Origin of the sequence: Bellilinea sp., assembly GCF_034432615.1 — a bacterium.
Taxonomy (GTDB): domain Bacteria; phylum Chloroflexota; class Anaerolineae; order Anaerolineales; family Anaerolineaceae; genus Bellilinea.
In genome coordinates this window covers 1-16,124 of record NZ_DAOUBL010000155.1, presented here as the reverse complement: position 1 = coordinate 16,124, position 16,124 = coordinate 1, and the positions used below count along the sequence as shown (strand labels likewise).

Below are 16,124 nucleotides of genomic sequence, written 5' to 3'. Positions count from 1 at the left end.
ATTCCCTCTCATGATTGATGTAATTTGATTAAGGCTGCAAATCGGCCTGTACTGCCCTGTTCCGCACGATGAGAAAACCACCGTTCAAGATCACAGGCCGTACACTGTTTCGAAACTTCAATGGATTTTACCCCAACTTCCCTCAAAAGGATTTCATTGGCTGCCCATAAATCAAAATGAATCAAACCGTTGGTTGTGGATAGCACGCGTGACGCTTTGGTCCCAAAAGTTTCTTTCACTTTTCTCGCAACATCTTCCCCAATGAGGTAATGATCTACTCCTATTGAAGGTCCTATCCCGGCAAGAATATTATCCGGTTGACAGTCAAAATGTTCAACCATAAAACGCACCGTTTTTGAGGTGATTTTCTGAACCGTACCCTTCCAACCGGCATGAATCAAACCAATCACCCGTTGAACCGGATCATACAATAAAATTGGAACACAATCTGCAAACCTCATGAACAGGGTGACATCTGGGTTCTTCGTCACAATCGCATCCCCTTTCTCATGAGGCTGATCAAGGGGACGGGATTTTTGTGTAAATATCACTTTATCAGAATGAACCTGCCACACATCAAAAATGGATGAAACTTCTATCCCCAGCGTTTCAAAGATGCGCCGGCGATTTTCAATTACATTCTCACGGCTATCTCCTACCGTTCCACCTAAATTCAGGCTCGCCCAGGGTTGCGGGCTTACCCCTCCCTTACGGGTGAAAACAGCATGGGTAACCTGATTACCAAGCAGTTCAAATTGGTAATACTCTAAGCCATTCGCTTGAATAAATGGCATTCCATCAATTCCCTTCGGATTGAATTTGAGCAACAATCGTTCTTTTTTGGCTCAACAACGTCCTGGTTTCGCGCATACTTTCTTCAATCATCGGAAAGAGATACCAGCCGGTTGTACCACCAAAAAGGACGCCGGTCATTGTTCTCAAGAGAGGGGTACTTTCCCGAAAAACGGGCAATTCAGATAAAAATGACAGCAGGCTGGGCAATTGGGAAAATCCATCTAATCCAATTGGTAACAGACCGAAAATTAGCCAGAGATACCACGGCAATGATTTTATTTTTCTGCCAGAGAGCGAAAAAATCAACCCAAATGCCAGTAGAGATGCATAAATTGCCACATCCCGTTGACATAAGGCAACTTTGAACCCGATTCTGCCTGCCCCATAGCCGATTTCTTCCATTCCGGTAAACTGGCGGGCAAATGCCAGATCGGTTGGGGGTACGCTGAACACCTGCTCGTATGAGGCTAAATTTTGTACCTCTGCAAGGCTGCGCGGGTAGTAAGGCTGCATTCCAAACAGGAACCATGAGCGGAAGGTCAATTGGTGACACAACGGACTGTAAATGGTGTACAGAATCCTCGCAGGCGTTTGAACACCATTCAAAGCCAGCACTGGAGCAAGAAACGGTAAGCCCACATACAGAAAAATAAAGAAATTGATCAACCACATATAGCGGTTGCTCAGCCACAATGAAATTCGGTCGGCTGTGCTGACCTTTCTACCCCGCTCAACCCGTTTTGAATAACTTTCATCACCTACTGCATTCAGATGTCTGGCACGATCGAGTGCTGCCCCCAACGTTACCCTTAAATCTTGTTCACGAAAGGGGGAACCCAGCCGATATGGCCCAACCTGAACAACCGGAGCGTCCTTCTCATATACAGCTCTCAAACCTTCATCCTGGTCAATAGCAACAACTGCAAGCTGATGCGGATATTCATCTTTCAAGCGGTTCAACATCTCTACCACTGTTTCAACCGCCGGGTCGCCCTGCTTAACGAATAAAGTAACCACCATCATGGGGCTGCTCCAATTTTCTCTAAATAGGATGAGAGAATTTGTTCATCCAGCTGGCCAACGTGCGTGCTCCTCAAGATCCCATCACGATCAATGAAATAGGTTGTCGGGAAACCAAAAACTTGAAATCTTTCCGCAATTTTACCGTCTGCATCCAACAAAACGGGAAAGGTTATTCCTCTTTCCTCAACAAATCGTCGAATGATATTGGCCGGTTCATTATAATTGACACCAAGCACCACAATCCCAGAACTTTCCCGGTAAATGGCTTCAAAAAGGGGCATTTCCTCCTTGCACGGATCACACCACGTTGCCCAAAAATTAACCACAATCGGTTTGCCAACCAGTTCAGAAAAGGTAATCTTTTCCCCATCCAAGGATTCAAGCGAAAAATCTGGAAACTTTTGCCCGCTTTGTGGAATCTGTCGCTCACGTTGGGCGGTCAGCGGTTGGTTACCTCCTAAAAAGATGAGCAATCCCAATAGACCGCCAAACGCTAATCCTCCCAAAAGCAAGATGGCCGATTTCCAATTCACCCTGATCTGCCTCAAAGTCCAAAATCAACAAAAGTACCCAGTTGAGCCAGTTGATTGAAGACCCCCAAAAACAACATCACTCCAACAATAATCATCAACACCCCCATGGCTTTCTCAATGTAAAACATGACTTTCCCATGCTTACGGAGCAATTTTGTAACCCATCCAATTCCCAGCGCCGCCAGTAAAAATGGCACAGCCAGACCCGCAGAGTAAAAGCCTAACAACACCAGTCCTTGATGGATAGAACCGCTGTTGATCGCCAGCGTGAGAATCATCCCCAAAACCGGCCCAATACACGGTGACCAGCCGGCCGAGAAAGTAATTCCCAATAAGGCAGAAGAAAACAGACTGCGATTCTGCTGCATTTTGGTCTGGGGACGCAAGTCGTATTCAAGAAAACTGAGACGCAGCAAACCGGTCATGTGCAGCCCAAAAACAATCACAATCAGACCGCCCAGTTTGGACAAAACGCTGCGAAAGTCATATAACAAACTGCCCACCGCCGACATGGTGAGACCAAGCGTCAAAAATACAGCGCTAAAGCCAAGAATAAAAGCCACACCGTGCATCAGCGTATTGAGGGTGTTAATTCGCTGCGGTTCGGTTTGGGCTGCTGCCACAGAACTACCACTCAGATAACCAATATAAGCAGGGATCAGTGCAAAAACACAAGGGGATAGAAAAGAAGCCAGTCCTGCTAAAAATGCCAAACCTGCCGTCACATTGACCGTTAACATATCCTCTCCGAAATCATTTCTCAATTACGTCCACAATTGTTCCACCCGGCATCCCCACTTGTATATCACCGGGATCATAAGGAACAACCGGTAAAGTCCATCGAAAGATAAAATGAGCATCTTCCGGAGCACAATTAATGCAACCCCGTGAGCGTGGTGTCCCAAAGTCGTTGTGCCAAAAGGTCGAATGGATAGCTACCCCCTCACCGGTGAACAAAGTCGTCCACGCAACACCGGGCAGATCATAACCTGTGCCAGTTTGACCGCCGCTCATATGAATGGATACGGATTTTCTCCAAATCGGATGGGCACCGATGGGTGTTCGCCAGGCTTCTACAACCTCTCCGGCTGCATTCCAGATTGCCCCGGAAGAAATCAGGCAGGCATACACCTCGCTGCGCCCCTCGTAACAGGTTAAAATTTGCCGTGTGGGGGTTACATCTACCACAATGCGCTTATTTTCAACCTCAGGATGAATCGGTTCGAGTTCTTCCGGTTTGAGCGGACGGAACGCTTCAGCTGCTGCCCAGAAAACATCTCCGTAAGAACCAAAGCGTTCATTAACCCGATAAAGAATTTGCCCCTGGGAATTGGCACGAACATCATCCACCCATAAAATTTGACTGTAATAAAGCCGCGGAACGGTATTGTACTCGATCGTATATTTTAGCCACGGAGAAGCCGGTGAACGGTTTTCCAAAAAAATCTGTGTATGGGGTATGGTCACCTCCACCCACATCCCGCGCCCGATGCTGGTTACAGGTAATTCAGTCAACGGCTGGTTAGGCTGGTACTTCACCGGTTGAAGGCTGGGGGCGTAAACGAAACCATCCGGTGTTTCGACCCAGCGCCGGCTTTGTCTTCCCAAAGGCGCTTCGCCGATGACCTCCCGCAGCCAGATGACTACCGCATCCTCATACAATTCCCCCACCGAATCCGCCTCAACGGATGGCTTTTTACGCACATTGACTTTACCAACGCATACTCTTCCCAACCGTTCAGCATCCGGCCATTCCCGAACCAGATCGCCCCACACTTTCCAAGGGCGCATAGCCAGACTGCCCAAACCAAATAAACCCAGTTTGAGAAAGTTCCTTCGAGATAAGCGGGTTTCTGCCCATTTCATAGTCAAAAAGATAACCAGAAAAATCTAATTTGTCAATCAACACTCAATTAAAAGCACATAAGAGTTTACCACACCAATTGCCCGCTTTCGATTAACTGTTCAATAATTGCAATCTCAGGCGCCCACCATGCGTCCCCTTGCCGGTAAGGCACATGATCTCTCAACAAAGACCACAAGTGTTGTGTTCCTTGTCCTAAATGGTGTTTAGGCATCTGCCTCATGCGCAAGTCAACCGCCCGAGCCGCGGTATAAAGCTCAATCGCCAACACTCGCTGCGTGTTGCGTAAAATCCTCCAGCAGTGACGGGCGGCTGTCATGGCATTGGCATTGTGATCCTCCTGCCCGCCGGAGGTGGGCAATGAATGCACACTATCGGGATGTGCCAGTGTTTGATTTTCCAGCACCAGGGAGGCCGCTGTGTAATGCGGCATCATCAAGCCTGAATTGAGCCCCGCAGCATCCGGAGAATCAACCAGCATGGGCGGCAGTCCGCCGTTTAATTTCGCATCCAATAACCGAAAAGTCCTTCTTTCCGAAATTGCAGCCAGTTCCGCCAGTGCAATCCCCAGAAAATCCATTACCAGACCAATCGGCTCACCGTGAAAATTCCCACCAGAAAGCGCAACATCCGGCTCAAACAGTAAGGGATTGTCGGTTGCTGCGTTCAATTCTTTTTGAATAATCCGTTCGGTAAATTCAATCGTTTCAAGAATCGTCCCATGAACCTGAGGGGTACATCTCAGTGAGTAAGCATCCTGAACACGACAGGCTGCATCAATAAATGTGCTGCCTTTTATCTCTGCTCTGATTTCACTGGCTACGCGCAATTGCCCGTCCTGGTCGCGAACCTGATGAATCCGTTCATCAAATGCTGATGAACAACCCAGCAACGCCTCCAAACTTAAAGCCGTGGCTTTATTCGCAATATGAATTGCCTGGTAAGCGTCATGAACAATCAAGGCTGCCATTGCAGCGCTGAAGGTTGCTCCATTATTGATCGCCAATCCTTCTTTTGGTCCAAGAACCAAACGAGGAATTCCCGCCAGTTTCATCGCCTGTTTGCCGGTCAGAATTTCTCCTCCATATTCAGCCCAACCTGATTCTTCCTCACGATCCGCATCATCGGTTGTGAACACCAATGCCAGATGAGATAAAGGGCTTAAATCACCTGAAGAACCAAGCGAGCCTTGCTGCGGTACCAGCGGTGTCACCTTATTGTTCAGCATTTGCACCAGTGTCTGGGCAACTTCCTCGCGCACACCCGAATAACCCTTTACCAGCGTATTGGCACGAACCAGCATAGCTGCCCGCACAACCTCCCCAGGCAATGGATCACCCACTGCTACAGCATGGCTCAGAATCAAATTTCGGCTGAGGCGGTTGCTATCTTCAATTGGGATGCGCTTCTCCGAAAAAATACCAAAGCCGGTATTGATTCCATATACAGCCTGATTGGATTTTAGAATTGTCTCTAAGACATCGCGGGATCGTCTTAAGTTTTCTTTCCCCTCGGGAGCAATCTCCACTTCTTCACCATAACGCGCAACAGATACCAGGCTTTGAATATCCAGGTGATTGCCATCAAGTCGAATCATTGGGTGCCTCTTGGGTTAGAAAAGCAGATGACCAAATGCAACACAAACCAGCGGTACGGTCAGGTTATCAATATCTCTCATGGGTAACGATTCGACCAGTGTTGCTATTAACGCCAGAATGGTTACCGGGAAAAAGAGCGAAGAAAGTGCCACGGAAAATTTACCGGCAAATACAAAAACCACCAGAATAAGAATTGAAAAAAGCCACCCCGCCAGGAACATCGTGGCTGTTCCCATCCATGTTTTTCTTGGCGACCAGGGGATTGGTTGACTGGGCAGTCTCTTGCCGATCACATCTGCCAGTCCATCACCACCACACATCATCATCAAAGCCGTGATTCCGATGGGCGAGTCATACCAGTACACAATGGTAAGAATGACAAAAACAATGCCATAATAGAGCGGCCCCTTTAGAATTTCGCGCGGGTCGCCACTGCGCGACATCCCGTCCACCGCCGCCTGATCTCGAATAACCCCAATTCCAATCAGAAAAAATTGAACCGTGATGGCAAAAGGCACCAGTGCAGCCAGCCATCGGGAGGATGGCTCATCAGCAAACAACAACCAGCATAAAACAAAGATTGGACCTGTCCCGGCGTGAATGATTTTACGGCTCAATTGGGAACTTACCCAACCCCGATGGGCAAGGTAATCATTAAACCGTAACCATAGCAAGGCTAAGGCGAAAGTTACAGCCAGGGCTAGCCAGTTATTTCCAAGCATTTTGAACCCCCAGAATGAACGGGGTCAACATTGCCTTATAAATCACGTCCTCGTTCTCTTTCGATTTCTCTGGTCTGATCACGCTTGGCAATCTCATGGCGCTTATCATACAATTTTTTCCCCTTTGCAATGGCAATTTCCACTTTGGCTTTGCCCTCCTTCAAATATACCTGAACCGGAACAATGGTCACGCCCTTCTGACGTACTGCATTCCAGAGCTCTCTTATTTCCCTTTTATGAAGGAGTAACTTGCGTGGCCGGCGGGGGTCATGGTTGAAGCGGTTGGCTTGTTCGTAGGGAGCGATGTGAGCATTAATCAGCCAGGCTTCCTTGCCATCAGTCTGCACATAGGCTTCTGCCAGGCTGATCTGACCTGCTCGAATGGATTTGATTTCACTCCCCTGAAGCGCGATTCCCGCCTCAAAAGTGTCCAGTAAAAAATATTCAAAACGAGCTTTGCGGTTCGTGGCAACAACTTTCACAGACATATCAGCGATTTTAACACATCTACTTCCAGCGGACTATGTTCAACCCCGACCAAAACCGGAAGATCGCAAAAAAGAATAATGCCCAACGAATGCCAATCAGTGAACTCACCCATGGACCAATCAGAGAACCCAAAAGAATACCTGCGTTGGCGAACAAATTAAACCATGCAAGATGCGCAGAGCGTGTCTCGCTGGGAGCTTTTTCCAGAACAAAATTAAACATCGCGCTACTCGCCAAGCCCCAACCCGTCCCACCCAGCAAGTGGGCAGCCAGATAAGGCAAAGCGCCATGCGAAAGGCTCAGAATAAATGGATACCCGGACAAAAAGATTAATCCCAGCCCGGTAATCTTCTGGTTACCCAACCGCCCCACCAGTCTTGACACCTGACTTGAAATCATCAACATGGCAAGGAAAAAGATGGCGTTGGCAACGCTGATCACCTGGTCCGACACCCCCAATACCTTAACCGCAAAAACGGGGAATAAAGGTAGTGGAAGAAATTGAGCAAAATGAAAAGAAAACATCATCCATAAGACCGAACGAAAGGGACTCTTAATAATTTCGATATGCAGGTCTTTTGTTAAGAGAATTTCAAATGGCTTCTTAGGTTGATTTTCCGTGATTTCCGATTCATCTCTTTGCTTTTCAGGTATAAATTTCACTCCATCCTCTTGTTGGATGGGAGGGCGAATCAACCCTAAATGCAAGGTGGAAAGTGCTGCGCTGAAAAATCCAATAGCAAAAACAATCTGATAACCCAGTGGAAAAACAAAATGATTCAAAATATACCCACAGGTTAACGAGGTTACAATCGAAACTATGGCAAAAAAGACATTGCGGACACCTGCAATTTGCGCGCGGTCTTGAATAGGAATTGCTTCGGCAAACAAGGCATTGAACGCCACACCCAAACCGGTTGCAGGAATGTGCATCAGGAAAACCATTGCAAGAATTACAGGAACTTGAATTTCAATCGGTAAACGGGAAGGGATCAGGAAAAGGGGAAAATAAAAAAGCCGCATCAGGAGCGCGGTAATCAAGGTCGCTCTGCGTTTGGATTGCGGCTCAATCCATGCCCCAAAAGGCAGCGAAAACAACAAAGCCATGATGGCAGGCGCAGCATTGATAAGACCAATTTGTTGGGCGTTTGCCCCGATCCGGGTGGCATACACTGCCAGAAATGAAAGCACACTGCCATTCATCACCCCAAACCAGATCACATCAGCATAAAAATGATAAAAATTGCGTTTTGCCTGTGAAGAGGCTTGAGGTGGTAAGATTGAAATTAAACGGAATGCCATAGCGGAGACCAATGGTATGAATGCCCAAACAGATTACTCAAAATCACCTTATCGCTCTTTGTTTTTACTGAGACCGGATATCGTCTTTCTTAATCACGGTTCTTTTGGAGCCACCCCGATTCCCGTTTTTGAACGTTATCAGTACTGGCAGAGAGAACTCGAACGCCAGCCGGTTGAATTTTTGGGGCGCAGGGCCAAAGAGCTTTTATTTCAATCCCGGTCAGCCTTAGCCGAATATCTTCACACCCAACCCGCCAATCTGGTCTATGTGACCAATGCGACAACCGGCTTGAACATCATTGCCCGCAGTTTGAATCTTTCCAGCGAAGACGAGGTACTGAGCACCGATCATGAATACGGCGCACTGGATCGCACATGGCGTTTCCTCTCTCAAAAGCGCGGTTTCAAGTATATCAATCAGCCGATAAACTTGCCAGTACAAAAACGGGAGCAAATTATTGCAGACCTCTGGAAAGGAGTGACCCCTCGCACTAAGGTAATATTCATCAGCCACATCACTTCTCCTACCGCCTTAATTTTTCCGATTCAGGCGATTTGTGAACGGGCACGCCAAAAAGGGATTTTGACGATTGTGGACGGCGCACATGCCCCCGGACAAATTGACCTACATCTGGAAAAAATTGGAGCAGATTTTTACGTCGGCAATCTCCATAAATGGCTATGCGCACCAAAGGGGTCTGCATTTCTCTATGCGCGTTCAGAAGTGCAAGGGCTGATTGAACCCCTGATCGTTTCCTGGGGCTGGCAAAGTGAACCACCGGGCGAGTCTCCGTTTATAGATTATCTGGAATGGAGCGGCACGCGCGATATTTCAGCCTTTTTAGCAGTATCGGATGCCATTAAGTTTCAACACCAACTTGGATGGGATGAATTGCGCATCCGGTGCCATAAACTTGCCTCCGTGGCGCGTCATAGTATCGAAGAGGTCACAGGTCTTCCGGGGTTGTATCCCGATGATTCTCAGTGGTATGTGCAGATGGGCACTGTACCTTTACCTGAGGGGATTAATGCTCTTGAAGTTCAAGAGCGGTTGTATCGGGAATTTCATGTTGAAATACCCATCACCCGCTGGCGTAATTGTCCTTTGCTTCGCTTTTCAGTTCAAATTTACAATGACGAATCAGACATCCTTGCACTAAAAAAGGCTCTCTCTGTTATACTTTGCAAGGTTTGATACGGATTTTTCTCAGAGGAGGACATGGATGACCGAGATCGCATTGGCTTTAGGTGGCGGTGGGGTTAAAGGCATCGCCCACATTGGTGTAATTAAGCGATTGGAAAAAGAAGGTTTTAAAATTCGCGCAATAGCCGGCACCAGTGCTGGCGGTATTGTTGGCGCAGTTTATGCTGCCGGTGTGAACCTTGATCACATTATTTCCGAATTGGGAATGGTCAATCATAAGGACTTTTTTGCCCGAAAACCTGAAGATCCACCTTCACTGCTTGGCTTAGCGGGGTTGGTCAACTTTCTAAATTCCTATCTGGAAGATAAAAATTTTACGGATTTATCAATACCGCTGGCATTGACTGCTGTGGATATCCGCTCCAAACAAGAAATCATCCTCAATAAAGGCAATGTCATTCAGGCAGTGCTGGCAACCGTTGCCATTCCGGGTGTCTTTCCCCCGGTCTACATCAATGATTTTGAATTGGTGGATGGAGGTGTGCTTGATCCCGTCCCTGTTGCGGTTGCCCGCTGGTTGGCACCTCATTTACCTGTTGTGGCAGTATGCCTTTCTCCTACGCCGGAGGAGTGGCGTGAAATGCCAGAATTGAGTGTCCCAATTGAACCGCCACTGCCGCGACCCATTCTTCATCAAATTACTCAATCCAGATTTGCCCAATCCTTACGCATCTTTGTCAATTCAATGGATATTACAGCCCGAATGGTTACCGAACTTCGCTTACAGGTTGAAAAACCGGATGTGATCATTCGGCCTGAAGTGCATCATGTTGCCCCGTTAGATCGCGTAAATCCAAAAGAATTATTGGAGGCTGGCGAACGGAGCGTCATCGAGATTCTTCCCCGTTTGCACGAATCGCTGGCCTGGTATTACCAAATTGTCCGCCGTTTTCGCGGGGCTCAACCTCCCGGCAAAGTGCTGGAAGAAGATCTCACCGATTAGTGGGTGACGAATTTGACCGATGACCTGCGCCGTTACGCCCGGCAAACCACTGTGCGATTAATCGTCGGCGGCATATTATTGATCCTGCTGGTCGGTGGTGGTTTAATTTTGTACTTCTACGGCAGCGGTGCATTGGCTTTAGGAATTCTCTGCTTCATTACCGGTCTAACACCGGTGGTTTTAATTGTATTCATTCTTTCCGTGCTGGAGTGGATCGTCAAACGTGAACGAGGCAACTAACACTGAAATCATTCTTTACCAAAATTGGATTCTTCGCCTTCGGCCGGCTGTCCCAGAATCATCAACCAAAATTCTCTTGATGCTTCATGGCTGGACTGGTGATGAAAACTCAATGCAGATTTTCCAGCGAGCCCTGCCCCACAATTACTGGACTTTCGCTCCGCGCGGCCCGATTCCGACGCCGGAAGGCGGTTATGGTTGGATAGGACACCGTCCTGGCAGAGAAGCCACATTGCAGGCTTTTCTTGAACCAGCCAGCGCATTACACCAATTGATGAACCAGATTCGCCGCGATTACTCCCTCCCCAATCAACCCATTGAATTAATGGGTTTCAGTCAGGGAGCTGCGCTTGCTCTTGCTTATTGCCTTGCCTATCCTGACCAGGTGATAAAAGCGGCAATTCTTTCGGGCTTCTTGCCGTTTTTACCAGCTGACTATCAGCCTCCAGCTGCGCTGGCCAACATCAGCTTTTTTGTTGCCCACGGCAGCGAGGATGAGATTGTTCCGATTGAGCGCGCCTACGAAACGGTTGAGTTTTTGAAAAATGCCAACGCCAAGGTTCACTTTTGTCACTCGCCTGTCAGCCACCGAATCAGTTCGGCCTGTTTCCGGGAACTCACCCGCTTCTTTGCCCGCTAACGGCGCTGGACGAAAGAGAAAATGCCCAAAAGCACCCCAATGGTCAACAATACCACAATGATCAACCCCATCGGTACAGCCGGTACTCCTGCCGCAGAGGGGTTTTGAAATGTGGGAATAGCCAAAGGGGGAGGCGGGGTAAAGGTTGGCAATCGGGTTGGTGCAACAGTAACAATAAACTGTGCTGCCAGCGTTGGATCAATTGTGGCCGTCATATCGCGTGTCGGTGTTGGCGGCGGTTCAACAATGGGTAATTCTCCGGGTGTAATGTTAACAAAAGGGCTATACACCCAGCCAACATTCCCAGGGGCGCCAGGATATTCAATTAAGATCCAATCCCCGCCCGGTGATCTGCCTTTTGCAACAGCAGTCTGACCGATCAACAAAACCCCCACCCGCGGGTACAGAGCGTTCGGGCCGCTGCGCACATTGATGGAAGGTTCATTCGTGCCGGGTCGAACAGAGACGATTGGTCCGCTGGGGGTGCTGGTGACCGTGGCAATATCCACCGTTGGAATTTGGGCCAGAACACGAGTTCCTCCACCCTCAGGCAACCCAAACGGGATAATAATCGTTATAATAAACAGCAATAAAAACCATTTTCGCTTGGTTGAACGCATTCTCTCACCATCACTTTGAAAGTCTGAGCCATGAGTCTACCTGCAGATTATAACCGATCTGATCAACTGCAAAAAATTTATCACGGCGTTATCACGCCATCGGATGTTTCCCGCAGTTTGTTTGCTGCCTTTAACCGAGGTAATTACCGCGCCCAGCAAATTGGCACAGGCGAGAGAATTGTCGTCCAAATTGGCACGCGCCCCAATGCCGCTTCCGGAGGACAAACAGCAATAATCGTTTCGATTCAATCCCACGAAGATGGAATTCTCGTTCAGATGGGCAGGCAAAACTGGTTAGGGCTGGCTGCCAGCCTTGGGAAAACGGCTTTGTTTGCCTTGCGCAACCCCCTGAGCTTGCTTCACCGTATTGATGATCTGGCTCAGGATATTGAGTCGATTCAATTGATTGACCAGATCTGGCGGGTAATTGATCAAACTGCCCAGTCACTGAACAGTACGCAGGAATTATCCGAGCGATTTCGGCGTTTAGTATGCGAATACTGCAACACGGCAAATCCTGTTGGAGAACCTCGCTGTATTGCCTGCGGTGCGCCATTGGGTAATTTACAGCCCAAAACCTGCCGTTATTGTGGCTTTATTCTCAAGTCAAACGAGCGAAAATGCCCCAATTGCGGCAAATCCAATTGAACTAATCACCAGCAGGATTGCGCCACTGACGGCCATCTTGCTGAATAAAATCATCTATGCCTGGCGGGCCCCATGTACCCGCTTCGTAAACTGGCAAATTGCGAACAGGAAATTGCTGCCATGCTTCCAAAATATTGGAAGTAAACGCCCACTGGCTTAAAACTTCATCTGAACGTGTGAAAAGCGTCGCATCTCCCTGGATGCAATCCAACAACAAACGTTCGTATGCTTCTGGCGGTTCGATGCCAAAAGTTTCCTGGTAATTGAATTCCATGTTGACCGGTGCAATTTGATTAATCGGGCCGGGGGCTTTTGCGCCAAACTCCAAACGAATTCCTTCGTCCGGCTGAAGGCTGAGCACTAGGGTATTGGGAGCATCTCCTGCCAGATTATGCCAGTCGAAAAGCGATAATGGTGCCTGGCGAAAACGAATCACAATTTCCGTCAAGCGGCTGGGCAACCGTTTTCCGGAACGCACATAAAAAGGTACCCCCGCCCAACGCCAGTTATCAATATACAGGCGCGCTGCCAGCAGGGTCTCGGTAACTGAGTCCGGCGGTACACCAGCTTCATCTTTATATCCGGGTACACGTTTCCCTTCGATAGTACCAGAAACATACTGTGCCCGATAAGTGTTCTGAATGGCATCTTTCCCCTTGAGTGGACGAAGTGCCTTAAGAACCTTGACCTTCTCATCCCTGACCGCATCAGCGTTGAAACCAACCGGCGCTTCCATCGCAGTCAGTGTCACCAGCTGCAAAAGGTGATTTTGAAACATGTCGCGAATTACGCCTGCATTATCATAATAGCCCGCACGCGTTCCAACACCGACTGTTTCAGAAACAGTAATTTGTACGTGGTCAACATAGCGGCGATCCCACAAAGGCTCAAAGATTGCATTGGCAAAGCGAAAAACCAGGATATTCTGTACGGTTTCCTTGCCAAGATAATGATCAATCCGGTAAACCTGTTTTTCGGAAAACACGCGATGAACTGCCTGCTCCAGCACCGTTGCCGACTCAATGTCACGTCCATAAGGCTTTTCGATCACGATTCTTGTCCAGCCGTTTTCTCTTTTATTGAGACCACTTTTTCCCAATAATTCTACAATGACCAGATATTCCTCCGGTGGTGTTGCCAGATACAACAAGACATTCTGAATCCGATTACTTTTGATCAATTCCCCTAGCTTTTGATAACCCTGCAACTCCTCAAAAGTTGATTGGACATAATGGGTTCTGGATAAAAGGCGTTCCACAATCTCATCTTCAATTGGTTTACTTCTGGCATACTCATCAATCCCGCTCTTTAATTTCTCCCGAAGAAATTCGTCGTTCCAGTCTCTGCGGGCAAAACCAATAAGATAAAGCTTTTCCGGCAGTTTTTCTGCTTTCATTAACTCATACAATGCGGGCAACAATTTTCGGCGGGTTAAGTCGCCGGTTACACCAAAAATTACGATGGCAAGTGAAGCGTTTTTGGTTTCAGAATTGAGCGTATTCATATCAATAATTCCTTGTGAAAAGTCCTGCGCAGCGTCATACAATTGCTATCAATTTTACAACCTGCCGGTTAAAATAAATAGAGAAAATCCGTATAAGCATGGAACAAAAAATGAATGTCAAAAGTGAACAAACCACATCTCCAATAACCGCTCGCGATGAATTTCCCAATCCTGAAATTCACTCCCTCATTCAGTCCCGCCGCTCTTCCAGAATTTACGATCCTGAACGGCTGTTAACCTGGGAGCAAATTCTGTTACTGCTGGAAGCCGCCCGTTCAGCACCCTCCAGCGGCAACCGCCAGCCGTGGGTTTATCTTGTATTTGAACCATCCAAACCGGAACAGTTGGAAAAAGCCCGTTCCTGTCTCAACCCCGACAATCAGGTGTGGGCTAACCGTGCCCCGTTGCTTTTGCTGGCAGTCAGCGAGGATATTCGCCCCGACGGCAGAGAAAATACCAAAGCTCTGCACGATTTAGGCATGGCGAATCAAAATTTACTGCTTCAGGCAACCGCAATGGGGTTGAATTGTCGTCCGATGGCCGGATTTGACGCCGAAAAAGCCCGCAAACTATTCAACATTCCAGAAGGATATACCCCGCGGGTAATGATTGCTGTCGGCTACCCGGGAGATATCGAAGATTTACCCGTAGAAGTTCAGGAAAAAGAGCGCAAAGTCCGCACCCGTAACCCGGTTGATCATTTCGCCTTTCGGGGAAACTGGCAACAATCCCTGTTTGAGGATTAATTCCTGAGGTTTATCATTGTATAATAGCATCACAACCTTGTGGTGCTATTTTTTTCGTTAATTTTGGTAATACCCAAGAGAGGACTCATCATGGTTACAATTGTTGCTGATACAACATCCAGTATCCCCGTCCCCCAGGCGCAGGAACTGGGAATACCGTATATTCCCCAAATCATCGTTTTTGGCAATGAAACCTATCGCGATGACACTGAAATGGATAGTAAAACCTTCCTGAAAAGACTGCGTGAAGCAAACACCCTGCCAAAAACCGCCGCTCCGCCCCCGGCATTGTATCACCCAATTTATGATAAATACACTCAGGACGGCAACACAGTCGTTGTTTTAACTCCTTCAGCAGACGTTTCCGGCACATTCCGCAGCGCCGAAGTAGCAGCAGCAGATTTTCCAGGAAGGGATATCCGCGTTGTGGATACACGCACCATTGGCTCGGGCCTGGCTTCAATTGTTTTAGAAGCGCATCGTTGGGCAAAAGAAGGATTGGACGCCGATACCATCATCGAACGGGTCAAAGATATGAGCCAGCGGGAACGGGTCTACTTTGTTGTAGATACGCTCGAATACCTGTACAAAGGCGGACGAATTGGCGGCGCAAAAATGCTCGTCGGCAGCCTTTTGCAGGTCAAACCAATTCTTCAATTTAAGAATGGCCGCACTGAACCGGTGGAAAGCCAGCGCACCAAACGACGGGCAATGGCACGATTAAAAGAACTGGTCTATTCTGACTGCCCGCACCACGATGGGGCACTGCTCACCATCATGCATGGCGATGCAGAAGAGGAAGCCCAAGCTCTTGCTGAGGAATTTAAGACGCAATTGGGAATCTCAAGCGTTCGTATCTATGATCTGCCGCCAGCAATTCTCGTTCATGCCGGGCCGGGCGTCATTGCGGTGAGTTATTTCACGGAAGCAAAATAGACGCTCATTTTTCAAAACGCTTCTTCCAAAATTTGAAATAGTTCTTCATCCTCCAACTCGATTGGGTTGGCCTTCATACTGCTGGCTTTTCTGGCATTTTCCACCACTCTGGCAAAGTCTTTTTGCCGAATTCCATACTCTCGCAAACGTGGTATATGGAGTTCTTCACATGTTTCTTCCATCCAGCGGATGCCGTCCAGCACATCGGCAGTCAAATCTTCCACCAGCCAGCCGGCCAGCCGATGATAGCGTTCGAGAGCAGGATGGTTTGGTTGGCGCATTTTAAGGGCCTCAATATTGACGCGACACACCACCGG

Annotated in this window: 19 protein-coding genes; 7 read left to right on the top strand and 12 right to left on the bottom strand. The window is 48.1% G+C overall.

From position 1 onward, the window contains the following. Nucleotides 1-8: 8 nt before the first annotated feature. The 9 genes from pgeF to VAE48_RS07330 all read right to left on the bottom strand — a co-directional run bounded on the left by pgeF (nucleotide 9) and on the right by VAE48_RS07330 (nucleotide 8,326). The gene (pgeF, locus tag VAE48_RS07370; RefSeq protein WP_322792673.1) at nucleotides 9-794 is read right to left on the bottom strand and encodes a peptidoglycan editing factor PgeF; all 786 of its coding nucleotides are present in this window, start codon (nucleotides 792-794) and stop codon (nucleotides 9-11) included. Between the two features lie 4 nt (nucleotides 795-798). Continuing rightward, nucleotides 799-1,818, bottom strand: a complete 1,020-nt coding sequence (locus tag VAE48_RS07365) for a DUF2085 domain-containing protein (RefSeq protein WP_322792672.1) — start codon at nucleotides 1,816-1,818, stop codon at nucleotides 799-801. Then, on the bottom strand, nucleotides 1,815-2,351 hold the full coding sequence (locus tag VAE48_RS07360) for a TlpA disulfide reductase family protein (protein ID WP_322792671.1): 537 nt from the start codon (nucleotides 2,349-2,351) through the stop codon (nucleotides 1,815-1,817). The genes VAE48_RS07365 and VAE48_RS07360 overlap by 4 nt, the downstream gene beginning before the upstream one ends. A gap of 11 nt (nucleotides 2,352-2,362) precedes the next feature. Then, complete coding sequence (locus tag VAE48_RS07355) at nucleotides 2,363-3,091, bottom strand: cytochrome c biogenesis CcdA family protein (protein WP_322792670.1); 729 nt, start codon at nucleotides 3,089-3,091, stop codon at nucleotides 2,363-2,365. A gap of 13 nt (nucleotides 3,092-3,104) precedes the next feature. Continuing rightward, nucleotides 3,105-4,217 carry a L,D-transpeptidase gene (locus VAE48_RS07350; protein ID WP_322792691.1) on the bottom strand — a complete coding sequence of 371 codons (1,113 nt, stop codon included), beginning with the start codon at nucleotides 4,215-4,217 and terminating at the stop codon, nucleotides 3,105-3,107. 65 nt (nucleotides 4,218-4,282) lie between these two features. Beyond that, nucleotides 4,283-5,812 carry a histidine ammonia-lyase gene (locus tag VAE48_RS07345; protein ID WP_322792669.1) on the bottom strand — a complete coding sequence of 510 codons (1,530 nt, stop codon included), beginning with the start codon at nucleotides 5,810-5,812 and terminating at the stop codon, nucleotides 4,283-4,285. 15 nt (nucleotides 5,813-5,827) lie between these two features. Then, entirely contained in the window at nucleotides 5,828-6,535 is a 708-nt protein-coding gene (locus tag VAE48_RS07340; protein WP_322792668.1) for a phosphatidate cytidylyltransferase, read from the bottom strand. A gap of 35 nt (nucleotides 6,536-6,570) precedes the next feature. Further along, on the bottom strand, nucleotides 6,571-7,023 hold the full coding sequence (gene smpB / locus VAE48_RS07335; RefSeq protein ID WP_322792667.1) for an SsrA-binding protein SmpB: 453 nt from the start codon (nucleotides 7,021-7,023) through the stop codon (nucleotides 6,571-6,573). A gap of 19 nt (nucleotides 7,024-7,042) precedes the next feature. Continuing rightward, a complete protein-coding gene (locus VAE48_RS07330; protein ID WP_322792666.1) occupies nucleotides 7,043-8,326 on the bottom strand; it encodes an MFS transporter in 1,284 nt (427 codons plus the stop codon). 16 nt (nucleotides 8,327-8,342) lie between these two features. On the opposite strand from VAE48_RS07330, the gene VAE48_RS07325 reads away from it, so the two are divergent. The 4 genes from VAE48_RS07325 to VAE48_RS07310 are packed head-to-tail and all read left to right on the top strand — an operon-like array spanning nucleotide 8,343 to nucleotide 11,353. Further along, complete coding sequence (locus tag VAE48_RS07325) at nucleotides 8,343-9,521, top strand: aminotransferase class V-fold PLP-dependent enzyme (protein ID WP_322792665.1); 1,179 nt, start codon at nucleotides 8,343-8,345, stop codon at nucleotides 9,519-9,521. A gap of 28 nt (nucleotides 9,522-9,549) precedes the next feature. Beyond that, complete coding sequence (locus tag VAE48_RS07320; protein WP_322792664.1) at nucleotides 9,550-10,473, top strand: patatin-like phospholipase family protein; 924 nt, start codon at nucleotides 9,550-9,552, stop codon at nucleotides 10,471-10,473. 3 nt (nucleotides 10,474-10,476) lie between these two features. Next, complete coding sequence (locus VAE48_RS07315) at nucleotides 10,477-10,713, top strand: hypothetical protein (protein ID WP_322792663.1); 237 nt, start codon at nucleotides 10,477-10,479, stop codon at nucleotides 10,711-10,713. Further along, on the top strand, nucleotides 10,697-11,353 hold the full coding sequence (locus VAE48_RS07310; RefSeq protein WP_322792662.1) for a hypothetical protein: 657 nt from the start codon (nucleotides 10,697-10,699) through the stop codon (nucleotides 11,351-11,353). The genes VAE48_RS07315 and VAE48_RS07310 overlap by 17 nt, the downstream gene beginning before the upstream one ends. Here VAE48_RS07310 and VAE48_RS07305 read toward each other — a convergent pair. After that, entirely contained in the window at nucleotides 11,350-11,973 is a 624-nt protein-coding gene (locus VAE48_RS07305; RefSeq protein WP_322792661.1) for an SH3 domain-containing protein, read from the bottom strand. The two genes, VAE48_RS07310 and VAE48_RS07305, sit on opposite strands and share 4 nt — an antisense overlap. Before the next feature lie 30 nt (nucleotides 11,974-12,003). Between VAE48_RS07305 and VAE48_RS07300 the strand changes: the two genes are divergently transcribed. After that, nucleotides 12,004-12,621: a zinc ribbon domain-containing protein gene (locus VAE48_RS07300; protein WP_322792660.1), complete on the top strand. Its 618-nt coding sequence runs from the start codon at nucleotides 12,004-12,006 to the stop codon at nucleotides 12,619-12,621. 1 nt (nucleotide 12,622) lies between these two features. On the opposite strand, the gene zwf is transcribed toward VAE48_RS07300, so the two are convergent. Beyond that, the gene (zwf, locus tag VAE48_RS07295; RefSeq protein WP_322792659.1) at nucleotides 12,623-14,167 is read right to left on the bottom strand and encodes a glucose-6-phosphate dehydrogenase; all 1,545 of its coding nucleotides are present in this window, start codon (nucleotides 14,165-14,167) and stop codon (nucleotides 12,623-12,625) included. A gap of 68 nt (nucleotides 14,168-14,235) precedes the next feature. On the opposite strand from zwf, the gene VAE48_RS07290 reads away from it, so the two are divergent. Further along, nucleotides 14,236-14,871 (top strand): nitroreductase family protein, encoded by a 636-nt coding sequence (locus tag VAE48_RS07290; protein ID WP_322792658.1) that lies wholly within the window; start codon nucleotides 14,236-14,238, stop codon nucleotides 14,869-14,871. A 90-nt stretch (nucleotides 14,872-14,961) separates the two neighbouring features. Next, nucleotides 14,962-15,807 (top strand): DegV family protein, encoded by an 846-nt coding sequence (locus VAE48_RS07285; RefSeq protein ID WP_322792657.1) that lies wholly within the window; start codon nucleotides 14,962-14,964, stop codon nucleotides 15,805-15,807. Between the two features lie 11 nt (nucleotides 15,808-15,818). On the opposite strand, the gene VAE48_RS07280 is transcribed toward VAE48_RS07285, so the two are convergent. Next, nucleotides 15,819-16,124 (bottom strand): iron-containing alcohol dehydrogenase (locus tag VAE48_RS07280; RefSeq protein WP_322792656.1); only part of this gene is annotated, 306 nt, incomplete at its 5' end.

Coding starts and splice junctions, on each gene's coding strand:
- VAE48_RS07365 (WP_322792672.1), bottom strand. CDS start 1,818: ATGATGGTGGTTACTTTATTCGTTAAGCAGGGCGACCCGGCGGTTGAA.
- VAE48_RS07330 (WP_322792666.1), bottom strand. CDS start 8,326: ATGGCATTCCGTTTAATTTCAATCTTACCACCTCAAGCCTCTTCACAG.
- VAE48_RS07320 (WP_322792664.1), top strand. CDS start 9,550: ATGACCGAGATCGCATTGGCTTTAGGTGGCGGTGGGGTTAAAGGCATC.
- VAE48_RS07300 (WP_322792660.1), top strand. CDS start 12,004: ATGAGTCTACCTGCAGATTATAACCGATCTGATCAACTGCAAAAAATT.
- VAE48_RS07285 (WP_322792657.1), top strand. CDS start 14,962: ATGGTTACAATTGTTGCTGATACAACATCCAGTATCCCCGTCCCCCAG.
- VAE48_RS07350 (WP_322792691.1), bottom strand. CDS start 4,217: ATGAAATGGGCAGAAACCCGCTTATCTCGAAGGAACTTTCTCAAACTG.
- VAE48_RS07345 (WP_322792669.1), bottom strand. CDS start 5,812: ATGATTCGACTTGATGGCAATCACCTGGATATTCAAAGCCTGGTATCT.
- VAE48_RS07325 (WP_322792665.1), top strand. CDS start 8,343: ATGAATGCCCAAACAGATTACTCAAAATCACCTTATCGCTCTTTGTTT.
- VAE48_RS07355 (WP_322792670.1), bottom strand. CDS start 3,091: ATGTTAACGGTCAATGTGACGGCAGGTTTGGCATTTTTAGCAGGACTG.
- VAE48_RS07340 (WP_322792668.1), bottom strand. CDS start 6,535: ATGCTTGGAAATAACTGGCTAGCCCTGGCTGTAACTTTCGCCTTAGCC.
- pgeF (WP_322792673.1), bottom strand. CDS start 794: ATGCCATTTATTCAAGCGAATGGCTTAGAGTATTACCAATTTGAACTG.
- VAE48_RS07290 (WP_322792658.1), top strand. CDS start 14,236: ATGAATGTCAAAAGTGAACAAACCACATCTCCAATAACCGCTCGCGAT.
- smpB (WP_322792667.1), bottom strand. CDS start 7,023: ATGTCTGTGAAAGTTGTTGCCACGAACCGCAAAGCTCGTTTTGAATAT.
- VAE48_RS07305 (WP_322792661.1), bottom strand. CDS start 11,973: ATGCGTTCAACCAAGCGAAAATGGTTTTTATTGCTGTTTATTATAACG.